Origin of the sequence: Flavobacterium foetidum (assembly GCF_004634245.1) — a bacterium.
GTDB classification, from domain to species: domain Bacteria; phylum Bacteroidota; class Bacteroidia; order Flavobacteriales; family Flavobacteriaceae; genus Flavobacterium; species Flavobacterium foetidum.
The window spans coordinates 69,415-91,500 of sequence record NZ_SJTF01000015.1; the positions used below are offsets into that span (position 1 = coordinate 69,415).

Genomic DNA, 22,086 nt, shown 5'->3' on the forward strand with positions numbered 1-22,086 from the left:
TTAATTGCAAAACTCGTTTAGCGCCAGAACGTTAGCAGTACATAATCAACACCATTTTAAATTTAATCATTAAAAAACCATGAAAATTCTTAGCTATTTGATTTTGTTAATTTTCACCGTAAATATAACCATCGCTCAAAATCCGGTATCCTATCCAAAGGACACTGCTATTTCAAAACCGGAATTAAACTTTGAAGTGTTATGGCATACTTTCGAGGACAACTATGCCTTCTTTAAGTTAAGGAATATTGACTGGCATGCCACCTATCAAAAATATAGACCGCTGATAAAGGCCAATACTTCTGATGATTCCTTATATACGGTTTTTTCTCAGATGCTGGCTCCTTTTCATGACAATCATATCAATGTTATCGTTCCGGGAATAAAGCAATTCAAATCCGTAAAACCTTCTCAGTTCGTAAAAGAGTTCCCAACGGATAGTTTACGTAATGAGTTTTGGCAAATGGTAAATTCTTCCTTATCGCAAAAGCATTTTACGGCGTTGCAATACGCAGGTCCTGAATTTAATCATATACCTCTGTTTGCTTATTCGACTTCAAAAAATATTGGATACCTGCGTTTCAACAGATGCTTCGTTGATCAAGATTCCGACAATGTGCCTGATGCAGTAGTTGCAGGTAAACTATTGGATACACTGTTTGCAAGTTTTAAAGATGTGAAATCAATTATCGTAGATGTGAGAGATAATATTGGGGGCAATGATGAATTTGCTTATGAAGTTGCTGGCAGATTTACCACTAGTAAATTAATTGGGATGCATAAAAAAACAAGAATAAGAAAGGGAGGATACGAAGATTTCGGGCAACTTGAAACATGGTACATTGAACCTAAAGGTGTTTTTCAATTTATAAAACCTGTAGTAGTCTTAACCAATGACAAAACAGTAAGCGCCGGAGATTTATTTGCTTCGATAATGAGAGAACTGCCCAATGTAAAAATTGTTGGATCAAACACACGCGGCATTTACTCAAATATGTATGGTTTTACACTTCCGAATGGTTGGCTTATTTCGCTCTCTAATGAGCGGTACTACGACAACAAAATGATTTGTTATGAAGGAATCGGCGCACCTGTTGACATTCATGTTCTAAATACCCAAAATGATTTGCTAAAAGTGAATGACCCTGTATTAGACAGGGCTATCAAAGAACTATTAAAGACCGAGGATTAAATTCACCTTCGCATTTTTTGCAGAAAAGGCATCAAGTGTGGCAACACACAAACAAATAACATTAATTATTCTTAAGCATTTTAAAAACATACTCTTTGTAACTAGCTCCAATCGGAACTTCGATTTGCCCAATTTCGACGTCATAAGCTGTAAATGCAGTAATGTTTTTTAGATTGATGATAAATGAGCGGTGTATGCGCAGGAAATTTTTATCCTGTAGTTCCATTTCAATATCGCTGATTTTATATTTAGCATTCAGTTTTACGCCTTCTTTTTGATGTACTACGATATAATCTTTTACACTTTCGATGTACAAAATAGAGGCGACGCTTATCTTGTTGAATTTTGGTCCGTTTTTGATGTATATAAAGTCTTCCTGAGTTGGTGTAATGATTTTATTATTGACAGGACTGTTGATTCGTAAATAACGATCTGTGGCTTTAAAAAAGCGGTCAAAAGTTATGGGTTTTAAAAGATAATCGACAATCTCAAGCTCATAACTTTCTAGTGCATATTCGCGGTAAGCGGTAGTAAAAATAACAGACGGCGGATTTCGTAAGGTCTTTAAAAAATCAATTCCAGTAATCTGAGGCATCTTAATATCCAAAAACATAAGGTCAACGGCAGTAGTTCTTAAAACCTCAGCCGCTTTTAGCGCATTCGGGCATATGCCAACAACTTCTAGATAATCTAATTTACTAATATGGTTTTGCAGTAAACTGATTGCCAGTGGTTCGTCGTCGACTAATAAACACTTTATTTTCATCTTTAAACTAAATTATATTTTGATGTAAGATTTATTTTTAATACTGCAGTAAAATCATCATCTGTTTTGGTGACATTAAATGTATAATTTTCGGGATAAATTTTATCAAGCTGCTGGATAATATTATTCAGTCCAATTTTACTACTTGAAGCTTCAAGTTCTGTTTTACAGATTGTATTTCGAACCGTAAAATCAAAGTTATTGTTTGTTAATTTTAGGTCAATTTCGATTTTTGGCGCACTTCCAATATCTTCACCAGCTCCATGTTTAAAGGCATTTTCTACCAAAGAAAGTAAAATCAAAGGTGCTATCATTCCATTTTGATCCATTTCATGATTGAAAACTACGCTCAAGCGATCGTCATAACGCAGTTTTTCCAGCGAAATATAATTTTCTAACAATGTTATTTCTTGTGTAAGAGGCACATACATACTGCTGCAACGGTACAAAATACAATCTAAGATTTCGGATAAAACTGCAATGGACTGCGATGTTATAGGCGAATTTGCAACAGAAAGCGAATAAATATTATTAAGTGTATTGAACAGAAAGTGCGGATTTAATTGCGCTTTCAGAATTTTTAATTCCGTTTCGGCTTTTTGCTTTTCTAATAATAAAGATCTTTTTTGAATGATATATTGGTCTTTTATCAGCTTTATAAAAATGAAAAATATGGATAAAGAAAGTATATGCAGCGAATAGGAGACAAACAAAGTAGGCAAATCTGTAAGAATCTCTTGTATAGATTCCTGAGGTATAGGTGGGCGAGTGATAGGTTCGATACCATAAATCATCGTTATTCTTGCAACGACAGAAATAGTATAGGCTCCTAAAAAAAATTCTGCCCAAGCCCAATTGTGTCTTTGTGGTGTCATTAAACGAGGCAGGATTCTATAGGATAAAAAATAAGCCCCAATCATCGAAAAGCTTTCGTAGTATACTGTGTACAATACATCAATATACAGTCCTTCTGATTCTGAGGAAGTATTTTTACTAAAAAACATAATAAAAATAAACACCCAAAAAAGAACATGAGTAGTTATTCTGTGGGCTGTAGCGAAGTTTATAATTTTCTCGAATGGTGTCATGCAGTCAAAATTACGATTTATTTGCAAAGTGAAATTGTTTGTCGACGAACAGGCAAATAAAAGATACAGACAAATTAAAATTGCATACAAACACAACTTAAAGCCGTTTTTTGATTATTTATCGCTCATAATTGCCCGTATATCATGCATGAGAATTTTGATTGGATTTATTAAAGAGTTTTGCTTCAAATTCTAAAATCAATCAAAATGAAACCATTCAAATTACTAATTGCATTATTATTCGGATTCGCTGCTTTTGCACAATCGCCAGAATTTAAAATCAAAGGAAAAGTTGTAGACGCTAAAACAAAACAGCCTTTGCCATATGTCACAATTACTTTGTTGTCATCTTCTCAAAAAGTAAGAGAAACCACTTCTGACGAAAACGGAAACTACATTTTAAAAAGGGTATCTGGAACTTATCAATTAAAAGCAGAATTCCTGTCTTTTAAGACCTTTATTTCGGATAGTTTTGAAATGAATCAGGATTTGGTTCAAAATATTTCTCTGGATGAAGAAGTTCAACAATTAGAAGAAGTAAATGTTGTAGCAGAAAAATCGGCTGTAGAACTTAAATTGGATAAAAAAGTATTCAATGTTGGGAAAGATATTTTGTCTCCAGGCGGTTCTGCCAACGATATTTTAAACAATGTTCCTTCTGTAAATGTAGATGTTGCGGGTGTTGTAAGTCTTAGAGGAAATAATAGTGTTACGGTTTTAATTAACGGGAAACCATCGATTTTAGCGGCCAATAATGGTTTATCTCAGATTTCTGCGGCCAATATTGAAAAAGTAGAAGTAATCACCAATCCGTCTGCAGCTTATGAAGCGCAGGGCGGTGGCGGTATCATTAATATCATTTTGAAAAAGAACAGTTTAAAAGGTTTTAATGGTTCGCTTCAGGCTGGAATCGGAAATCCTGAAAATTACAATATGAATGCCAATGTGAGCTACAAAACAGAAAAAATAAACCTTTTTTCGAATCTGGGTTATCGCGAGCTGAATATTTATGGCTACGACAAGTTATTTCAAAGAAACAGCAATAATGGCGTTACGAGTATTTTAAATCAGTACAATCATAATAGAGGAAATTATAGTACGATAAGTGTTTATATTGGAGGAGATTATTACATCAATGATAAAAATACTTTGACTGGGAGTTACTATCGTTCTAAAAATACCAATAGAGAAAATACCAAATATAATTATAACTATTCTGATGTCAACAATGCAGCTGATAGTATTATCTCAAGATCTCAAAAATATGTAGAGCCGCAGATTTATAATGTTTTAGAGCTGAATTATGCTAAGACATTTGACAAAAAAGACAAAAAATGGACTTCAAGTCTGCAATATGTTTTTTGGAATGATAATGAAAATCAATACATCGACCAGCAAAGAACATTTCCTGATCAATCTCCTGTTTCTAATTTGTATACCAATGACATTGAAAGCAGTAACGATATTTTTATTAAGTCAGATTTTGTGAATCCGATTAGTGAAAACTCTAAAATCGAAATGGGAATCAGAAGTGATATGAGAGCCATAAGCAGTGATTATTATACTATTTTGGATGATATGCTTCAGAAGCAATTCACCAATAAATTGAAATACGGAGAAAACTTATACAGCGCTTATTTCCAATTTGGAAGCAAAATAAAAAGATTTGATTATTTATTGGGCTTGCGTTCTGAATTGTCAGACATCAAAATTTCTGATCGAAAAAATACTTTCAACAACAGTAAAAATTACATCAACTTGTTTCCGACCGTACATTTGGTATACAACTTAACATCAAAAACAGATTTGCAATTAAGCTATAGCAAAAGAATAAACCGACCTAGATTTTGGCAGTTGAATCCGTTTTCTGGGCTTTCGGATTTAAGAAATTTAACTGTTGGAAATCCAGACCTTAATCCGATGTACACCGATTCATTTGAGTTTACCGTTTTAGCAAAACCAGGAAAGTTTAGTATCAATCCGTCAGTTTATTACAAGCATACAACCAATTTTTTTGAATATATAGTAGAACGCACCGATGAAAATTATTTTATAAATACTCCTGTAAATCTGGGAACAGAAAATCGTTATGGTGCCGAAGTCTCTACAACTTGTAACCCAGCAAAATGGCTTCGTTTGTCTTTAGATTTTAATTATTATCACTTTAAGCAAGACGGAGAATATAAAGATGTAAGTTACAATGCCGAAGATCAGACTTGGCTGTCGAGTTTTCGTTCTGTAGTTAAATTTCCTAAGATTATTTCAGGTGATTTTAGTTTCAGATATCGCGGAAAAAATCAAGGAGTGCAGACGCTTACCGAACCACAATATAGTGCGAATATAGGTTTGAGCAAAGATTTTTTTCAAGAAAAGATGTCTGTGACTTTAAATGTAAACAACCTTTTTGATTCTCAAATCAGAAAAAGCGAAACTCAAACTTCGTCATATTATTTGGACTCAGAATTTAAATCACAAGGGAGATATGTAAACGTAACTGTAATTTATCGTTTTAATCGTAACAAAACTGATGCTGACAGATTGCCAAGTTCAATGTAATCCAAAACCTGGATTAACAATTCATAAATTTTATAAAATTCAAAGTAAAATAACGATGAAAATTCACATTTTTAAGTCTTGCCTATTTTGTTCTGCATTGTATAAATAAAAAAATGGCGTCAATTGTCTTCAATTGGCGCCATTTGGCGTTGTGACCCACAAAGGACAGATTACAAGCATTTTATGGGGATTTAAAGAGATTGGCTTAGGGCATTGATTCCGAAGATACGGCAGGGCCAATCATCATGTAAAGCCATGGTTTGTAATTAATTTTTATATTTGATTATTAAATTGATTAAAAATGGGTGAAAAAAACAAACCATACGCCTTGATAACGGGCGCCAGCAAAGGCATTGGAAAATCTATTGCTTATGAATTTGCCAAACATGGTTATCCATTATTGCTTGTTGCAAGAAGCGAGGCCGAATTAAAAGCGCTATCTAAAGATCTTCAAGTAAAATTCGATATCAATGCCGCTGTTTTACCGCTTGATCTTTCTGTAAAAGACGCATCATTAAAAGTAGCCGATTGGATAAAACTCAATAATTATCCCGTTGGCATTTTAGTCAACAATGCCGGTTATGGAGTGTGGGGCGATTTCAGCAACTCTGCTCTAATCGATCAGTTGGGTATGATGCAGCTCAACATGAACGTAGTGGTAGAACTTTCACACCTGCTAGTGCCTATACTGTTACAGGAAAAGCAAGCATACATATTAAATATATGCAGTACAGCAGCCTATCAGGCAGTGCCTACATTAGCGGTTTATTCGGCTACAAAGGCTTTTGTTTTGTCATTTACCCGTGCGCTGCGTTTCGAATTGGCCCAAACTTCAATTTCAGTAACCTGTTTTAGTCCGGGCCCGGTCGATACTGGTTTTGCTTCGAGAGCTGGTTTGGATGCTCTGAGCAAAATGGCTCAAAAGTTTAATATGCAGCCGGATGAAGTCGCAAAAATAGCAGTTAAAGCTATGTTCAAAAAAAAATCAGAAGCTATTCCAGGCTTTGCCAATATCATTTCAGTGTATGCCAATCGCTTACTGCCAAAGGCTTTCATCGAAAAAACAGCAGCCGGGATTTATAAAGTTTAATTTTTTTTTCAAAAAAATAAGAAAATAGTCCTCGTAAATAAAAAAAAATAATATCTTTGCTTTAAATCTCTACCAATTCGATAGAATATGTATAATAAAAGAAACATGTTTAATTTTCCTAAAGGGCAAATGCACGCAATGCGAATGTGCTGTTGCTGCTGTTGCAGCTGTTGCTAAACTTTTAGGTAAAAATTCAAACTTATTTTTCATTTATTAAATATATAATATCATGGTATCTTCATATAAAACATTTACCCTGGCTGATCAATTGACTGATGAGCAGATCAGCTTTTTTAACCAATACGGTTTTATCCACTTCAAAAAATTTATAAACCCGGAAACGGTCGCAGCAATCATTGATGCTTCGAAAGAAGTCGAGCAGCAATGGATTGAAAAGGCTCTTCAGAAAGTAAATGGTGTTCCTATTAAATACGGAAAAGATTTAGATGGATCTCCCATAGTGCAGCGTTTTGCATTTATCAACCAGCACCATCAGGTCTTAAGCGGCCTATTGCTTGATCCTAGATTGGATGGCTTATTGCCATTGGCAGGCGATGGCGCACGATTGGGCACCGAAGAAAAAGACGGAATGGTTTTCAATCATTATATCAACGGGCCAGAAAGCAAGTTTGCTAAAATGGGCTGGCATACAGACGGTTTGAGAGATGTTTTTTATGGCACAAAACTAAATCCGATGCTGAATTTGGGTATTCACTTAAGCACTTTAAAACCGGAGAATGGCGGTCTTAAAATCATTCCCGGCACACACAAGCAAAGTCTTTACCAAATGCTTTTCCGTAAAAAATACTTTTTAGACCATAAGGCAGATCCAGAGGAAGTATCCATCAATCCGGAAGCTGGAGATTTAACCATTCATGACGGCCGTTTATGGCATAGAGTTGCAGAATCGGCTGTACGTGGCGAAGAAAGCAGAAGAAGGGTTATTTATGTTCCGATCATAGCAGGGAAATATGCTCCAAAAAATGAGAACAGCCCAACGGTTTTTTATCAGCGTTTTGCAGGAATTGTTAAATAACATGCTGATCGTTATTGCATTTAGTTATCTGGTCAGATCAGGTAAGCTAAAAAGAACTTCCGTTTTTTTAAAAAAAACGCAAAGAAAGATAAGGTTAAAAATTATAAAATTGGAATTCGGTATACTATAAGGCTTATTTATGTTGGTTATTATGGAAACAGAAAAACAAGTTGAAGGAAATAATGCCATCGTACAAAGAGCATTTTCAGACCGTAAACGAACTAATATTTTAAAAGAAGCAGAACAGTCAGCGATTGTATTTTTACTTCCAAATGTGCCTGGATTCGTTTCGCCAAACCTGCTCACGCTAATAGGAACACTTGGCTCGGGATTCGTTTTCCTGGCTTTTGTTTTAGGCGCTTATGCGGCCGATTGGTATCTCTTATTGGCGATTATAGGGTTGGCCGTAAATTGGTTTGGCGATTCTTTGGACGGAAGACTGGCTTATTATAGAAATATTCCCCGTCGCTGGTATGGTTTTGCTCTCGATATTATTGCCGACTGGATTGGTATTGTATTGATAGGTTTTGGCTACTATATTTATGCTGAAAATAGCACACAGATTATAGCTTTTGCTTTTGTTGCATTGTATGGCTGGTCGATCATTATCAGCCAGCTTCGTTATAAAATTACGAATGAATACAGTATAGATTCCGGTTTTGTAGGTCCTACAGAACTCCGATTCATAATTGCTTTCATTTTAATTGTAGAAGTTTTATTCCGTGGATCAATTGCCTATCTGGCTGGCTTAATCACTCTTGTTTTGCTCATAATTAATATTATAGACAGCGTAAAGCTTTTAAAGCTGGGCGATTTAAAAGATAAAAACCAAAACTGATGTTTACGAAAAAAGCCATTTTGACCTTTCTAAAGGCCCAAGTTGCGGCATTTTTAGGTGGCATTACGGATTATGGCTTAATGATTTTATTGACAGAGGCATTTAAACTGCATTTTGCCTTTTCCATTTTAATCTCTGGGACCGTTGGCGCTATTATTAATTTCAGTATCAATAGATTTTGGGTATTTAAGAATAAATCCGGCTACAGCAGTCACATCAATAGCCAGCTTTTAAAATTTGGACTGGTGGTATTGGGAAGCATTTCCTTAAAATCATTTGGTACGCTTATTTTGCAGAATGCTTTTCAGATTGATTATAGAATTGGAAGAGTCATCACGGATCTTTTTGTTTCGTATGGCTTTAATTATCCACTGATCAAATATTGGGTTTTTAGGATAAACGGAAAACAGCCTGTACTCGAATCAGATTAATATATTGAATTTCGTTATGAACAAATTATTATTTGGATATTATAAAAAGTCACTGATCGTTATAACGATTTTAGCAGGCATAATTTCTGTGGATGTGTCGGCACAGAGCGATAATCCGTCGCCATTGCAATTCCCTACGCCCAAAAATATAGATGATATGGTGTTTTACATACAGCGCGACCCAAATACAAATACTGCAGTTTATGCCATAAACTATCAGGAAAATGGAGAAATAAACAAAAGCAATCCTATAAAAGCTTATTGGATTCGGTATGCTGAGAAAGGAGAAAAAAAAGATTTTACTTATATGCAACGCAAATTTGCTTACGGATTAGAAAGTAAAACAGTAAATAATGATGAATTTGAGCTTCAGTTTGTCTCGTATAAAAAGCTGCCTTTAACCTTGAAAAAGATGGATTTTGATCAAAAATACCATGCTTTTGTAAATGTAAATCAGAAAAAAATACAAATAGAAAAAATATTTGTGCGCATCGAAGGAGGTTCTTTTTGGTTGCCCAACGTAAAGTATGCCGAAGTAACTGGAATTGACGCTTCTTCAAATAAAAGAATTACGGAAAGATTGCTGTTAAAATAATACGCCTCTGCAGCTTGGCTAATCTTTCTTTAAATATTTAGGCTTTGAATTGCCGCTCTGATTTTACGCATCTCAAGATTTAATGTTGCTGGAAACTAGAAATTTTTTTATAAAGAATAGATTCATTGATAACCGACAGACAAGTATTGACGATGCAGAAAACAATACAATTGCGCTCGATAGGATTATTTATTTGGCAGACAATTGTTCTGGCATCTGGCATTTCCATGCTGTATCTGCTGTTCTTATTGTTTAAGTTTTTGCGAAAAGGTGCTAGGTAGTCAAGCGGATATAAGCGGTAAAAACTAGCTTTTATTATATTCAGACGTTGTTTAGACAGGGACGGCGTTCTAATGAATTTTATCTTAATTCATTTTACTAAAAGATAAATTTTATCATTAGTCCCGCTACAGCTGCTATTGCAATGATGACCGGCTCCTGAATTTTCTTGATATACAGTAAAAGAAGAATTGCGCAAAAAGCAATCAAAGCAGTCGGAAAATCTATGATGCTTCTTTTCGCAATTACGATTACCGATCCCACCAGAGCGCCAACAACGGCTGCCGTGATGCCTTCCACAAAGGCCTTTACGCTTTTGTTATGGACTATTCTTTTAAAGAATGGAGCAAGCGCAATGGTGAACAGATAGCAGGGAAGGAAGGTTGCCGTTGCTGCGGCAATAGCACCCGCAATGCCATCTACAAGGTATCCTATAAAACCTACTGTTATCACAACAGGGCCGGGTGTAATCATTGCAACAGCCACCGAATCCAGAAACTGCTGCTCGGTCAGCCATTTGTTTTCAACCACTACTCCCGAGTGCAGAAAGGGAACGATGGCCAGTCCGCTTCCAAATACAAAGGCACCAGCTTTGGCGAAGAAAATAAAAATCTTTAAAAGTGTTCCGCTTTCAAAATCCCATATTCCGGACAAGAATACAATGGAGATGTTGGCTGTTTTTGAAATTTTAGCCAAAGGGCGTGCTTTGATCAGCATATAGATCAGACCGGCAGCAATGAATACCAGAATCTGCTCGCGTTCGGTTATATAGGTAACTGCTAATAAAATGATAAAGAACAGCCAGAGTAGCCATTTTTCCTTCAAGGATTCCAGACTGAATTTTCCAATTGATTTAACGGTAAGCCTGTATGCGCTCAGGGTGATTATTCCGATAACGCCTGCACCTACGCCATAAAAAACCGACTGGATCCAAAGCAGTCCGCCGTAGAGCTGGTAGACAATGCCAAGTGTCAGCACCATCAGAAAAGAAGGCAGCACAAAAGCGAATCCGGCCAGAGTGGCACCAAGAAAGCTGTAGTGAACATAGCCGATATATATGCCCAGCTGCGCAGCCAGAGGACCGGGAGCCAGCTGCGCAAGTGCCAAGCCTTCTCTGTACTCTTCTTCGGAAATCCATTTCCTGTCTTCCACCAGATCTCTATGCATATAGCCGACTAGGGCAACGGGGCCTCCAAAGCCTAATGTGCCTAGTTTTAAAAAGTATTGTGTGATTTCTTTTAATGAGTATTTTGGTTTTTGGTTCATGATCTCAGTATTTAAAAAACGATTCAGGCTTGGAATCAGACAGTAAATGAAGAAGGGTGGTCATTGCCAAAGCGGACGGGCAAGGGCGGTGAAAAAAATAACTGCAGTTTGCACTTTTAAGCACAGTCTTGCTCAGAACGGGGGTAAAACCATATCTTCCCGAAGACTCTAAAGCGGCTCTTCCGGCAAAGATGTATCCTTTTCCCAAGGCTGCCAGAATTCCGGGATGAAACAGCAGATTGGTTACCTTTCTGCTTCCCTGATCGTCTTTAATATTGGGCACAACCTCAAAAGAAAATCCGATTTTTTTACTTTTCCATAAGTTTATTCCCACTGGAAACCCTACTGCATAATAATCCCTGAAATTGACCATTGTTTCGTCCCTATTTATGGTCACGATAGGATGCAGGATCCCGACGTAGGCCGTTATCTTATGGAAGCTGTTTTGTGAAAATGAGGCGGCTGATAATGGCACCATGAAAATGAGATGCAATTTTTTTGACGACATTGGCTTTTGCTTTTAGGTTATAAAAACAAAATTAGCTGTACTGGAGCAGACGCAATAGAACGTATTTTACATTTTGTATATTGCTTACTTTTTTTGGATTTTTTTTCGGTTGGCAGATGGATTTTTGCCTGTGTGGGCCTTGAAAATTCTGGTGAAATGGCTCTGTTCGGAAAATCCGGTCCTGCAGGCGATTTCAGTAAGGGTGTATTCTGTATTCTCAATGAAGCTGATTGCTTTTTAAATCCGCTGCTTTCTGACATATTCGCCAAAATTAAGATCCTCGAAGTATTTGGAGAATTCCTGCGAAATATAGGAAGGACTCAGGTCCAGTTCAGCAGAAATTTTTTTCAGGTCGAAAGTAAACTGCACCTCGATCTGGTCTTGGATTATGTTTTTCAATTCCTTGCCCCAAGCGGATGTTTTAGCCTTTTTGCCGTCTTTTAAAACTTGCTGAATACTTCACTTACAGAACTACAGTACAGCGTGAATTTAGGTTTGAGCAAAGATTTTCTTCAAGAAAAAATGTCTGTGACTTTAAATGTAAACAACCTTTTTGATTCTCAAATCAGAAAAAGCGAAACTCAAACTTCGTCATATTAATTAATTACCAATCAATCCTGAACTATTTTGACAATAGAAGCACAAATGCTTCTGCAGAATCTTTTAATGCAAAAATAAAGGCATTTAGAAGTCAATTCAGGGGAGTAAGAAATATAGACTTCTTCTTGTTCAGATTATCAAATCTTTTTGCGTAATCCCCAACTTTTGCACCTGATCCAATTCAATCGTTTATCGATTTACAAAGACTTATATTTCTATATAGACTTTTGCAGATTCTACTTAATTTTTTCCAACTCCACAACATTTTGTATTGATCCATTTTGTATTGATCCCCTGATCCTCCATAAAGAGTATTAAAACTGTATGAAAAGCATAAAAAAAACGCTAAAACCTAAGTTTTAACGTTTTTTTGGTAGTGACGGGGACAGGACAAATTACAACATCATTTTTGGATGATTTGAAGCAATTGGCTTTCTATATGTAGTGTCTGTCTTCCATTGGCTATGTAAATTTGGTTTAGATGTCCTGTTGGGGATTGATGCAAAAATTATAAAAATAAATTGTCTTATGGCAGTAAACTAATATACAATTCTACAATATTTTATGATTTACCAATCATTGCAGTCAGAAGAAGTGTCCTTGTGTACTTTTTGACAATGCTTCAAACTATTATTCGTGAATTATCATCTCTTGTTCTCAATTAGTCCCCTCGCATAGTCAGAAAATGAATTTGTGCAAGAGCCACTTGCACAAATTACTTCGAATCATCTCATTAGGTTTCTTATGAAAGCATTATTTTAAAGAAAGAAAATTAAAAAAGAATAATTCAAAGTTATCGTAATTTAGTAGGAGTAGTAAAAAAAATGGCGCCAATTGTCTTCAATTGGCGCCATCTGGCTTTGTGAACTCACTGAACAATTTACAAACCATTTTATGAATGATTTAAAGAAAGGGGCTTGTTTTCAAGTGAATTAAATATCAATTTAAGTTTCTATACTCCTTAGGAGTCTTTCCTGTCTTACTTTTAAATAGTTTGCTAAAATACTGAGGGTATTCAAAACCAAGAGAATAGGCAATTTCTGCAACAGAAGAATCTGTATTCATTAAAATGCTTTTGGCTTCTTCCATGAGAAAATAATGAATATGATCTTGGGCATTCATTCCAGTTTCTTTTTTTAGCAAATCCGTTAAGTAATTTGGAGACAAGTGAAGTGCATATGCAAGATCTTTTACTGTTGGAAGACCGTTCTTTTTTAGATCACTTTTAGCAAAATATTCTTTAACAAGGTTTTCCACTTTAGCGACAATATCCCGATTCGAATTTTTTCTGGTAATAAACTGTCGGCCATAGTAACGCGTACAGTAATTTAAAAGCAATTCGATATTGGATACAATTAAAGTTTGGCTATGATTGTCAATGTTTTCCTGAAGTTCGTTTTGAATCTTTACAACACAGTCATGCAATATTTGTTTTTCTTTTTCGGAAAGGTGTAAGGCTTCGGATGTTTCGTAAGAGAAAAACGTGTATTCTTTCATTTTTAATCCCAAGGAAGTATTGCGGATAAGATCTGGATGAAAAAAAAGTCCCCAGCCCATCATGTCGTCTCTTTTTTCAATTTCATTATCCATCGTCATTGTCTGTTTAGGCGCAATGCATATTAGGCTTCCTTCCTGAAAATCATATGTCTGCTTGCCGTATCGGAGTCCGTTTGCACAATAATTTTTAAACATTATCGAATAAAAATCACAGCAGATGCGTGTGCCTTCTTCGACATATTCGTCTACTTTGCTAAAATCGATAACAGCGACCAGCGGATGATTGATATTGCCCTGCTGCACAAACTTATTTATGTCGGAAATGCTTTTTAGATTGATTATCGGTTTCATATTCTCTTGATCAAAAACAAATTATTAATTTACTTTAACTCTTTAGTTTTAAATTTTTGCATTGCTTAATTCTATTGCTATCATTTCGTAATATGCATTGGCTCTCTCCTGCGAAAAATAATCAACCATTAATCCGGCTAAGGCAAAAAGGGCAAGTCCAAGGCCTAATCCGTGAAGAGCTGGACTTTTAGAGAACCAAAAGAGCAGCAGCGTACTAGGAAAAAAAACAGCGGCCACAATCTTTGATATCAAATATTCGATCTGAAAATCCTCAACGCGTTTTTTTTCGGCTTTTACAAAAGCATGATGGTCTTTTTCAAAATCCTGTTTATAGGATGTTAATCGGTTATTGTTTGATACAATCATCGAGAGTCCAATTGCAGCATAAATTATTCCCACCACAATTAAAGGAATAACTAATGCTTTGGCATTTAAGGTAGAACCGAATTTTCCAAATAAAATGCCACCAATGATCGTGATAATGCCAAAGTTAGTGATAAAATAGGCTTCAAATAATTCGCCTGTTATCCAATTTAGGGTATGATTGTAAAAATTCATGATTTGTATCTATGCCAGGTTACTGTTTTTCCTAATAATGATATTCCTAAATAACCTCTTAAGTGAAGTTTTCCGTCTTCCATCCATGCCTTGCAGGTATAGGTGTCACCGCTTGGTGGATCATAAATTTTTCCATTAGTGTACTCTTTACCGTTCCATTCCAAGCCTGTTAAGCTGATAATGCCAAGAATGTTTCTAGTCCTTAATCTTGCATCTGGGTTTTTGCTGTCTTTTTTAGAAGTTATGCCATCTTTTTCAACCACAAGATTTCCCCATAAAAGTTTGGCCGAATAACTAGTTCCATCTTTAAAAAATTCCATTCGCACATCCTTTTTATCAGATTCCCACACGCCGACTATCGATTTCTCATTAACTTGAGCCTGTATTTTAGAGGCCATCAGCAATAAAATCAAAAACAAAATTTTAGCTGTCTTCATCGTTTTTATTTTTATGCATAGGTTTTACATTTGGCTCATTACAATTTTATCAAACAGCTTATCTCCCAGATATGTCCTCATCCAGACCATTGGTTTTGCAAATTTTCCAACCCTGTAACGTGTTTTTGGATTATTGCTGTTTACAATTTTAAGGACAGTATCAGAAATAATGGATGGATTGGAAGAGCCATTTCCTTCTGCCGACTTTTTGGTTCCTTCAACGATTTTTTCCATCAGGTTTTTATAAGCGCTTTTTGGGGAGATTTTTGAGAAGTTGTCCAGCAAAATAGAACCAAATTCAGTTGCAATAAAGCCAGGTTCCAAAACCACAACCTTGATGTTGAATGCTTTCAGTTCTAATCGCAGACAGTCACTTAGCCCTTCAACTGCGTGTTTGGAAGCGTGATACCATGCTCCCATAGGAAAGTACATTTTTCCTCCCATTGAAGAGGTATTGATGATTGTCCCTGAATTTGCTTTACGCATATGCGGCACCACTTTTTGGGTTACTGCCGCAATTCCAAAAACATTTACTTCGAATTGTCTTCTGGCTTCATCCAAGGAAACATCTTCAACTGATCCATACAAACCGAAACCGGCGTTATTCCATAAGACATCAATTTTTCCCTCTTTTTGAATAATTGCATTCACAGCAGTTTCTATTTCAGATTCATTTGTAACATCCATTTGAATTGGATATCCTCCCAATGCTTTTAAATCCTGCATCTGGTTAATCCGTCTTGCGGCTGTGTAAACTGTATGGCCTTGTCTGATAAGTGCTTTCGCAGTTTCTTTACCCATACCTGAACTCGCGCCTGTAATTAAGATTATTTTTTTCATTTCTTATTCCGTTTAAAATTATAAGGCAAAATTAGAATGATAATAGAAGTTAGAATTAATACAATCCATGATAGTTGTAAACTTTTCTAATATAAAAGCTTAAGAATATTCAACATTTGCATTTTGTATTTCTATACTTTGATTTTGGCCTGCAAAATTGTTTTGGGAGGGCTGCTGGTAAAAGATATAGAATTGATGGAATTGAGATAAGGGCGCTATAATTAATTTGGGAATTGCTAGTATTAACAAAATTGAGATAAGCTAAAAAGAGAAAAAAATCCTGCTATAACGGGATTTCGAACCATCGTTCAGCTTCGATTAAATCTCTAATAGCGCCACTTTAAGCCTGTTTATTCCAAACAGGCCAAGAATTTCCTGTGAAAAAATCGAACCGCAAATATTGGGCTGTAAAGGCTTGAAAAATCTACACGTTTGTGTAAAAAAAAGAAGCAAATATTTGCTTAGTTGTCTCCTTAAGTGATCAACGGGACAAATTACAACATCATTTTTGGATGATTTAAAGAAATTGGCTTTCTATATGTAGTGTCTGTCTTTCATGGGCTTTGTAAATTTGATTTAAATGTCCTGTTGGGGATTGACGCAAAAATTATAAAAATTAAATAGGTTTATGGCAGTAAACTAATATACAATTCTACAAATATTATGGGGGATTTAAAAAGATTATTATATTTTAATGTACAGTTGTCTTTCTTTGGCTCTATGAATTGATTTCTGGGGTTTCATATTAATGAGTTTTAGGAGCTTTTCCCGCTATACGTTCTAATCTTTTGTGCCCAACCCCGGCACAAAAGGATTTCCACTGCTATCGGGGCTGAAAAGTTAAAAAGACAATTTTTAATTGTAAAATCGGTCCCGTTTTTATCTAACATTAAAAAGCAAATTGAAAAAAAAATCAGAGTGTTAGAGAGTCAGTTTCTGTCTATTTCTGGTGTTTGAATCCTGTTAAGTTATCAAAGGATAAAGATGGATTTAAAAACAGAAGATTGTGAGGGCAGATTTAGCTTTTTACATTAAAATCATTGGTACATCCTCAAGATTTAATTAAGCTAGCGTAAACGCTTTTGTCTAAAATCGGAGCAACGATTATTAATTTGATATTTTATTCGTAAACAGAGTTATGAAATGTTAAATTATTTAATTTTTTGTTTTGTAAAGCTCAATAAAGGCTGATATTTCTTTCTTTTTTTTTATAATATTTTAAAGAAAAATATTATAAATGCGGAAAGCCGTAAAGATTTAAAAGAGATAATGTTTAAGTTTGTTCTTACATTTTTTCTAAATAATAAAATCTAGAATTTATTTTTTATATGGATTTTGAAAAAAATCACAACTGCGATAGTCCCATTTAGGATACAATTTACAATAGTAAAGACTTGCAGCAATTTGAGTACATATAATCAAATAAAATTATAATTATGAAAAAAGGAAAGAGATTTGCACCAACTTAAGATTTTTTGACAATTGTGCAAACACCAGTAAAAGAAGCTGATTTATCACTGAGGTCCAAGCACTCCCTCTAGAATTATCAGGAAATGCTTTTTTTACATTAATTATTTTTTAACACTATATAATTATGAAAAAAATTAAGCAAAATAAAAAAACTTTAAAACTTGATAAAAAGTTGATTACAAATTTAAGCGCGGATCAAATGGAAATGATTAAGGGTGGTAAACAGCAGGATCAGCCACAGATAACTGTCACGGTTGATTTAACTGATACGGGAGGCAGCCTTTTATGCACAGTTAGTATGTAGACAGAGTAAATCTGCTTATGTGATTTTTTTAGGAACTCAGCGATTTATTCAAAGAGTTCCTTAATTAAAGAAATATTTTAAAAAAAATTTATGAAAAGTGTCTCTCTTATAGGAAACAATATTGACGGCCCTTCAAGTATCAAATTTTCAGGTAATTTTAAACTTGAGAGTGAAAACATTAATGTAGGTCTGGTTGAAGAAGAGGATCTTTCTTTAGCGGAATCTTCTGATCCAGATAATAGGGTTCTAATTAAGAAAAGAGGAATTTCATGTAATTATAGAGATAAATCATTAATACTTAAGTATAACGAGCAGATTAACACACTCAGAGAAAAAGGAGAGACTGCTTTTTCATATATCGGCTCTGAATTTGTAGGGGAGGTTATAGCTGTTGGTAAAAATGTTAAAACGCTTAAGATTGGAGATCGCGTTGTAGCAAATGCAGCATATCCATCTTATACCAAGGGGTATATTGGCGGGCTGCCAACGAACCATGCATCAAGAAAAATTGATGACTTTAGCGAAAATAAGCTTATTAAAATTCCTGATGCCTTAACAGATGATATTGCTTCGGCTTTTGTGATAGCGGCGTTCACCACGTACTCTATGATTCGAAAAGTAGTTATCCCAAATATAAAAGTTTTAGTTACAGCGGCTAAATCAAATACATCTTTGGCTATCATTAATGCTTTAAGAAATTTTCCTGTAGAAGTATATGCGATGACATCAAATTTTAGGAATAATGAAATACTTTATGATTATGGCGTAAAAAGAGTTTTTGTAGTAGATCATGATGCTGATAGTTATCTTGAGGGTGATGAAATTTCTGACTTTGTCAGTAAGAATGGACTTTTTGATGCAGTTATTGATCCTTTGTTCGATATTCACCTTGGCAGAGTTATGAAATTAATTAATTATGACGGCAAGTATGTCACTTGTGGTTTTTATAATCAGTTTCCAGAATTTTTGGATAGTAATTTTTTTACGAGGGATTCTTTAGAGGATATAATGAAATTAGCTATGGTTAGAAATATCTCTATTATTGGGAACTGTTTAGGAATCAAAGAAGATTTTGACTTAGCTCTCGAACATTTCCTTGCAGGTAAATTTTCAATCCTAATTGACAAAGTTTTTTTTGAAGGCGAAGAAAAGGAGTTTTTTGATTTGAGTTATAATTTTAATGATAGATTGGGCAAAGTTGTCTATTTATATGATAAAAGACCGTAAGATTTTATCTTGAAACCAGTAATAAAAAAAAAATATTTTCTATCTCAAACTCATGAAAAAGAATAAGTATCATTTACTTGATAAATTTGTTTTGAGGACACCTCTTCTAAGGTATAATTCAGTTTTTTTTGCAGCATTAAAAGAAGAAGATTTAGTGTCGCTTCTTGAGGATGAAATAATTAAGGAATCGATTTATTTTGCTTCCAGTGATCTGTTAAATGAAGCAAATAAACAAATTGAATTGAACCGAAAACTAAGTAAAGAAAGCCTGTTTGCTATTTTAAAATATTTTTCACGCATGAGTACAAGATGTACTCCATTTGGACTATTTGCTGGAACATCTGTTGGAAATTTTGGGAGTGAAGAAAGTACCCCAAAGCTTGGAAAACTTAAAAATTATAAAAAGCATGTCCAATTGGATATGAATGTAATTTTTTCCATTTTCCAGCTAATCAATCAGAATAAAAAGATCAGAAAATATTTTACCTATTATACAAATACCACTATTAATTCAGGCGCATATCAAGATGGATTAACTTATATAGAATATATATACAGAAAGGGCAGGAGAAACCATATGCTGAATTCGGTAACAAATAGTTTTTTTCTGGATCTAATTTTTACAAAAAATGAGGGAGGTTTGAAATTTAATGAATTGGTGAAGTTGCTTGTATCGCAAGATATAGAAAAGAAGGAAGCTTGCAAATACATTAATGATCTTATTGATTCACAACTCCTAGTGAGTGAATTGGAGCCTTATACAACTGGAAACGAACCGCTCAAATTTATATTGGAGAAGATCAATGGCATCATCGAATTAAAAGATCTGTATCAAAGTTTAAGCGAAATAAACAGCATATTAGAGGATTTAAACAGTACATTTTCAGATAAATTTTGTAATGTTAAACATTATCTAAGAGTACAAGAGATTTTGAACGGCCTGCATATAGCATTTGATAAAAAAAATCTATTTCAAGCTAACCTTAATACAATTTTAGAGCAAAGAGCGCTGTGTTCTAAAGCTCAGAAGGAAGTTTTTAAAGGAATAGAAGTATTGAACAGATTAACAGTAAAACAGTCAAATGCAAACTTACAAACTTTCAAAAAGGAATTCTATGACCGGTATCAGGATCAAGAAGTGGTCTTGTCTGAAGTTTTGGACATAGATAAAGGTATTGGCTACTGTAATACTTCGACAAAGACTGATTCTCCTCTGCTGGAAGGTCTTTATTTTCCTGTGATATCCCAGAAAAGGCCGGTTAAATCACAATACGTGCATGATTTTTTTTTGAATAAATTATCTGAGGCGTCTTATTGTAATTATAAAGTAATTAATTTATCGGATAAGGACTTGGAGAATTTCGAATTGAACTGGGAAGATCTTCCGCCAACCATGTCTTCTTTAGTAGAGATTTATGCAAAAGATGATTCTCAAAACATATATGCTATCACAAATTGCGGAGGAAGTTCCGCAGCCAATTTATTGGCCCGATTTTGCAACTCAAATAATGAAATATCAAATTTTGTATCAGATGAGATTATTAAAGCTGAAAACAAATTAATTGATGGAAATTTTATACTTGCGGAAATTAGCCATTTACCCGAATCTCGAGTTGGCAATATTTTACTGCGGCCGCAATTAAGAAAATACGAAATCCCATATCTGGCCAAATCAAATCTGCCGGTTGAAAACCAGATATTTATAAAAGATATTTGGGTTTCCCTTAGAAACGATACTATTTATTTATATTCAAAAAAACTAAAGAAGTATATTATTCCAATATTGACATCTGCACATAATTATAATAATCCTTCTATGGTTTCAGCTTACCGATTTTTATGTGATATTCAAAATCAAAGCGGAAGAACTTCCATGGGGTTTTCTTGGGGGCCAGTTTCTGAAAATTTTATTTTTCTGCCGCGTGTGCAGTATAAAAATATTATTATATCGAAAGCATTTTGGAACTTCAAAAAATGCCATATAGCGCATCTTTATAATTTGGAGAATGAAACGTTGATATCTGAAATTCATAAATGGAGAGCCAGGTACCATATTAATGAAGAAGTAATCATCAAAGAGTTGGATAATAAATTGTACATAAATTTTAATAATATATTATATATTGAATTGTTTCTTAAGGTATTAAAAAACAGAGATAGTTTTATAATCGAAGAGTTTTTATATAATGAATTCAAGTCTATAGTTAAATCAGATACAGGCATGCATACCAATGAATTTATATTCTCACTTTTTAAAATCGACTAATGGAAATTCAGAGAAAGTTTTTTTTAGGGGACCAATGGATTTATTATAAAATTTATCTGGGTGAATTTACGTCTGATTTTATTCTAGTAGATTTAATTAAAGGGTTGGCTGAGAAACTGCTGGAATCTGGAATTGTTGATAAGTTTTTTTTTATTCGTTATAATGAGAACGGATACCATTTAAGAGTGAGATTTCATCTGACCGACAAAGAAAAAATTATTCATTTGATCATGCTTTTTAACGATACTTTTAAAGAAAGTATGGAAAAAAACTTCGTTTCAAAGATTCAGGTTGATACATATGATCGCGAACTTGAACGTTATTTTGATGAATGCATTATTTTTTCAGAAAACATATTTTACCGTGACAGCATTGCTATTTTAGATTTTCTAGCTCTTATGCAAAAGCAGAATTTTGAAGAGAATTACAGGTGGCTTTATGGAATCTATATGATTGATTGTTTAATAAAAGATTTTGGATTCAACATTAATGAAAAGCTTAAAATCGTTGAGTCACTTAATGAATCATTCAGTAGAGAGTTTCATTTAGATAAGAGGCTAAAAGATCAGTTAGATGCTAGATTCCGAGCGGAAAGAGAAAAAATTGAAAGAATATTACGTGGTGAAAATAAAGATTTTCAATCTCACATGAGATTGAAATCACTTCATATTTCGCCGGATATTTTGAATTTAAAATTAAGACTTGGCAGGGATGAATTAATTAAAATCCTTGTCAGTTATATTCATATGTCCTGCAACAGATTATTTAGGAGCAGTCAGCGAAAACACGAATTTGTTTTATATCATTTTTTATGGAAACATTACAGATCTGAAGTTGGAAGAACAAAGCATCAAATCAATCTCTGAAATCAAAATGAAAGCCGTCTTAGAT

The 22,086-nt window shown here is 34.4% G+C and carries 21 protein-coding genes and 1 pseudogene; 14 read left to right on the forward strand and 8 right to left on the reverse strand.

Annotated elements, in window-relative coordinates:
- The first annotated feature begins 79 nt into the window (after nucleotides 1–79).
- On the forward strand, nucleotides 80–1,192 hold the full coding sequence (locus E0W73_RS17755) for a S41 family peptidase (protein ID WP_135223380.1): 1,113 nt from the start codon (nucleotides 80–82) through the stop codon (nucleotides 1,190–1,192).
- 61 nt (nucleotides 1,193–1,253) lie between these two features.
- Here E0W73_RS17755 and E0W73_RS17760 read toward each other — a convergent pair whose 3' ends face one another.
- Both E0W73_RS17760 and E0W73_RS17765 read right to left on the reverse strand, forming a co-directional pair.
- Entirely contained in the window at nucleotides 1,254–1,958 is a 705-nt protein-coding gene (locus tag E0W73_RS17760) for a LytR/AlgR family response regulator transcription factor (RefSeq protein ID WP_135223381.1), read from the reverse strand.
- Nucleotides 1,959–1,960: 2 nt separating this feature from the next.
- Entirely contained in the window at nucleotides 1,961–2,962 is a 1,002-nt protein-coding gene (locus E0W73_RS17765; RefSeq protein WP_162847725.1) for a sensor histidine kinase, read from the reverse strand.
- A 291-nt stretch (nucleotides 2,963–3,253) separates the two neighbouring features.
- Here E0W73_RS17765 and E0W73_RS17770 point away from each other — a divergent pair, with 291 nt between their 5' ends.
- From E0W73_RS17770 to E0W73_RS17795, 6 genes are all read left to right on the forward strand, one after another.
- Nucleotides 3,254–5,602 (forward strand): outer membrane beta-barrel family protein, encoded by a 2,349-nt coding sequence (locus E0W73_RS17770; RefSeq protein WP_135223383.1) that lies wholly within the window; start codon nucleotides 3,254–3,256, stop codon nucleotides 5,600–5,602.
- Nucleotides 5,603–5,903: 301 nt separating this feature from the next.
- Nucleotides 5,904–6,692: an SDR family NAD(P)-dependent oxidoreductase gene (locus E0W73_RS17775; protein WP_135223384.1), complete on the forward strand. Its 789-nt coding sequence runs from the start codon at nucleotides 5,904–5,906 to the stop codon at nucleotides 6,690–6,692.
- A 229-nt stretch (nucleotides 6,693–6,921) separates the two neighbouring features.
- Nucleotides 6,922–7,728, forward strand: coding sequence for a phytanoyl-CoA dioxygenase family protein (locus tag E0W73_RS17780; RefSeq protein WP_135223385.1), 807 nt, complete (start codon nucleotides 6,922–6,924; stop codon nucleotides 7,726–7,728).
- Between the two features lie 151 nt (nucleotides 7,729–7,879).
- Nucleotides 7,880–8,566, forward strand: coding sequence for a CDP-alcohol phosphatidyltransferase family protein (locus E0W73_RS17785; RefSeq protein WP_135223386.1), 687 nt, complete (start codon nucleotides 7,880–7,882; stop codon nucleotides 8,564–8,566).
- Nucleotides 8,566–8,997, forward strand: a complete 432-nt coding sequence (locus E0W73_RS17790) for a GtrA family protein (RefSeq protein ID WP_135223387.1) — start codon at nucleotides 8,566–8,568, stop codon at nucleotides 8,995–8,997. Before E0W73_RS17785 ends, E0W73_RS17790 begins: the two co-directional genes overlap by 1 nt.
- 16 nt (nucleotides 8,998–9,013) lie before the next feature.
- Nucleotides 9,014–9,592, forward strand: coding sequence for a DUF4833 domain-containing protein (locus E0W73_RS17795; protein ID WP_135223388.1), 579 nt, complete (start codon nucleotides 9,014–9,016; stop codon nucleotides 9,590–9,592).
- 378 nt (nucleotides 9,593–9,970) lie between these two features.
- Here E0W73_RS17795 and E0W73_RS17800 read toward each other — a convergent pair whose 3' ends face one another.
- Nucleotides 9,971–11,137: a chromate transporter gene (locus E0W73_RS17800; protein WP_135223389.1), complete on the reverse strand. Its 1,167-nt coding sequence runs from the start codon at nucleotides 11,135–11,137 to the stop codon at nucleotides 9,971–9,973.
- Nucleotides 11,138–11,141: 4 nt separating this feature from the next.
- Entirely contained in the window at nucleotides 11,142–11,615 is a 474-nt protein-coding gene (locus E0W73_RS17805; RefSeq protein ID WP_244248507.1) for a hypothetical protein, read from the reverse strand.
- Between the two features lie 36 nt (nucleotides 11,616–11,651).
- Here E0W73_RS17805 and E0W73_RS21770 point away from each other — a divergent pair, with 36 nt between their 5' ends.
- The 3 genes and pseudogenes from E0W73_RS21770 to E0W73_RS17820 all read left to right on the forward strand — a co-directional run.
- A complete protein-coding gene (locus E0W73_RS21770) occupies nucleotides 11,652–12,089 on the forward strand; it encodes a hypothetical protein (RefSeq protein WP_244248508.1) in 438 nt (145 codons plus the stop codon).
- A gap of 3 nt (nucleotides 12,090–12,092) precedes the next feature.
- A complete protein-coding gene (locus E0W73_RS17815; RefSeq protein WP_135223390.1) occupies nucleotides 12,093–12,245 on the forward strand; it encodes an outer membrane beta-barrel protein in 153 nt (50 codons plus the stop codon).
- 11 nt (nucleotides 12,246–12,256) lie between these two features.
- Nucleotides 12,257–12,400 (forward strand): annotated as a pseudogene (locus E0W73_RS17820) (transposase); the annotation flags it as partial.
- 784 nt (nucleotides 12,401–13,184) lie between these two features.
- Here the strand turns inward: E0W73_RS17820 and E0W73_RS17825 are convergent.
- From E0W73_RS17825 to E0W73_RS17840, 4 genes are read right to left on the reverse strand one after another with little or no spacing between them, the layout of a single operon-like run.
- Nucleotides 13,185–14,093: a helix-turn-helix domain-containing protein gene (locus tag E0W73_RS17825; RefSeq protein WP_135223391.1), complete on the reverse strand. Its 909-nt coding sequence runs from the start codon at nucleotides 14,091–14,093 to the stop codon at nucleotides 13,185–13,187.
- A gap of 48 nt (nucleotides 14,094–14,141) precedes the next feature.
- A complete protein-coding gene (locus E0W73_RS17830) occupies nucleotides 14,142–14,651 on the reverse strand; it encodes a hypothetical protein (RefSeq protein WP_135223392.1) in 510 nt (169 codons plus the stop codon).
- Nucleotides 14,648–15,088, reverse strand: a complete 441-nt coding sequence (locus E0W73_RS17835) for a DUF2147 domain-containing protein (protein ID WP_135223393.1) — start codon at nucleotides 15,086–15,088, stop codon at nucleotides 14,648–14,650. The genes E0W73_RS17830 and E0W73_RS17835 overlap by 4 nt, the downstream gene beginning before the upstream one ends.
- A 24-nt stretch (nucleotides 15,089–15,112) precedes the next feature.
- A complete protein-coding gene (locus tag E0W73_RS17840) occupies nucleotides 15,113–15,928 on the reverse strand; it encodes an oxidoreductase (RefSeq protein WP_135223394.1) in 816 nt (271 codons plus the stop codon).
- 1,594 nt (nucleotides 15,929–17,522) lie between these two features.
- Between E0W73_RS17840 and E0W73_RS17845 the strand changes: the two genes are divergently transcribed.
- The 4 genes from E0W73_RS17845 to E0W73_RS17860 all read left to right on the forward strand — a co-directional run bounded on the left by E0W73_RS17845 (nucleotide 17,523) and on the right by E0W73_RS17860 (nucleotide 22,061).
- A complete protein-coding gene (locus tag E0W73_RS17845; RefSeq protein ID WP_135223395.1) occupies nucleotides 17,523–17,702 on the forward strand; it encodes a class I lanthipeptide in 180 nt (59 codons plus the stop codon).
- Nucleotides 17,703–17,792: 90 nt separating this feature from the next.
- The gene (locus E0W73_RS17850) at nucleotides 17,793–18,929 is read left to right on the forward strand and encodes a quinone oxidoreductase family protein (RefSeq protein WP_135223396.1); all 1,137 of its coding nucleotides are present in this window, start codon (nucleotides 17,793–17,795) and stop codon (nucleotides 18,927–18,929) included.
- Between the two features lie 52 nt (nucleotides 18,930–18,981).
- Nucleotides 18,982–21,195 (forward strand): lantibiotic dehydratase family protein, encoded by a 2,214-nt coding sequence (locus tag E0W73_RS17855; RefSeq protein WP_135223397.1) that lies wholly within the window; start codon nucleotides 18,982–18,984, stop codon nucleotides 21,193–21,195.
- The gene (locus tag E0W73_RS17860; RefSeq protein ID WP_135223398.1) at nucleotides 21,195–22,061 is read left to right on the forward strand and encodes a thiopeptide-type bacteriocin biosynthesis protein; all 867 of its coding nucleotides are present in this window, start codon (nucleotides 21,195–21,197) and stop codon (nucleotides 22,059–22,061) included. The genes E0W73_RS17855 and E0W73_RS17860 overlap by 1 nt, the downstream gene beginning before the upstream one ends.
- The last annotated feature ends 25 nt before the right edge of the window (nucleotides 22,062–22,086 follow it).

Excerpts from the sequence above, each read along its gene's own strand:
- E0W73_RS17785 (WP_135223386.1), top strand. The coding sequence starts at position 7,880 with ATGGAAACAGAAAAACAAGTTGAAGGAAATAATGCCATCGTACAAAGA.
- E0W73_RS17765 (WP_162847725.1), bottom strand. The coding sequence starts at position 2,962 with ATGTTTTTTAGTAAAAATACTTCCTCAGAATCAGAAGGACTGTATATT.
- E0W73_RS17805 (WP_244248507.1), bottom strand. The coding sequence starts at position 11,615 with ATGGTGCCATTATCAGCCGCCTCATTTTCACAAAACAGCTTCCATAAG.
- E0W73_RS17835 (WP_135223393.1), bottom strand. The coding sequence starts at position 15,088 with ATGAAGACAGCTAAAATTTTGTTTTTGATTTTATTGCTGATGGCCTCT.
- E0W73_RS17825 (WP_135223391.1), bottom strand. The coding sequence starts at position 14,093 with ATGAAACCGATAATCAATCTAAAAAGCATTTCCGACATAAATAAGTTT.
- E0W73_RS17795 (WP_135223388.1), top strand. The coding sequence starts at position 9,014 with ATGAACAAATTATTATTTGGATATTATAAAAAGTCACTGATCGTTATA.
- E0W73_RS17840 (WP_135223394.1), bottom strand. The coding sequence starts at position 15,928 with ATGAAAAAAATAATCTTAATTACAGGCGCGAGTTCAGGTATGGGTAAA.
- E0W73_RS17850 (WP_135223396.1), top strand. The coding sequence starts at position 17,793 with ATGAAAAGTGTCTCTCTTATAGGAAACAATATTGACGGCCCTTCAAGT.
- E0W73_RS17755 (WP_135223380.1), top strand. The coding sequence starts at position 80 with ATGAAAATTCTTAGCTATTTGATTTTGTTAATTTTCACCGTAAATATA.
- E0W73_RS17770 (WP_135223383.1), top strand. The coding sequence starts at position 3,254 with ATGAAACCATTCAAATTACTAATTGCATTATTATTCGGATTCGCTGCT.
- E0W73_RS17790 (WP_135223387.1), top strand. The coding sequence starts at position 8,566 with ATGTTTACGAAAAAAGCCATTTTGACCTTTCTAAAGGCCCAAGTTGCG.
- E0W73_RS17800 (WP_135223389.1), bottom strand. The coding sequence starts at position 11,137 with ATGAACCAAAAACCAAAATACTCATTAAAAGAAATCACACAATACTTT.
- E0W73_RS17855 (WP_135223397.1), top strand. The coding sequence starts at position 18,982 with ATGAAAAAGAATAAGTATCATTTACTTGATAAATTTGTTTTGAGGACA.
- E0W73_RS17860 (WP_135223398.1), top strand. The coding sequence starts at position 21,195 with ATGGAAATTCAGAGAAAGTTTTTTTTAGGGGACCAATGGATTTATTAT.
- E0W73_RS17780 (WP_135223385.1), top strand. The coding sequence starts at position 6,922 with ATGGTATCTTCATATAAAACATTTACCCTGGCTGATCAATTGACTGAT.
- E0W73_RS17830 (WP_135223392.1), bottom strand. The coding sequence starts at position 14,651 with ATGAATTTTTACAATCATACCCTAAATTGGATAACAGGCGAATTATTT.
- E0W73_RS17845 (WP_135223395.1), top strand. The coding sequence starts at position 17,523 with ATGAAAAAAATTAAGCAAAATAAAAAAACTTTAAAACTTGATAAAAAG.
- E0W73_RS17775 (WP_135223384.1), top strand. The coding sequence starts at position 5,904 with ATGGGTGAAAAAAACAAACCATACGCCTTGATAACGGGCGCCAGCAAA.
- E0W73_RS17760 (WP_135223381.1), bottom strand. The coding sequence starts at position 1,958 with ATGAAAATAAAGTGTTTATTAGTCGACGACGAACCACTGGCAATCAGT.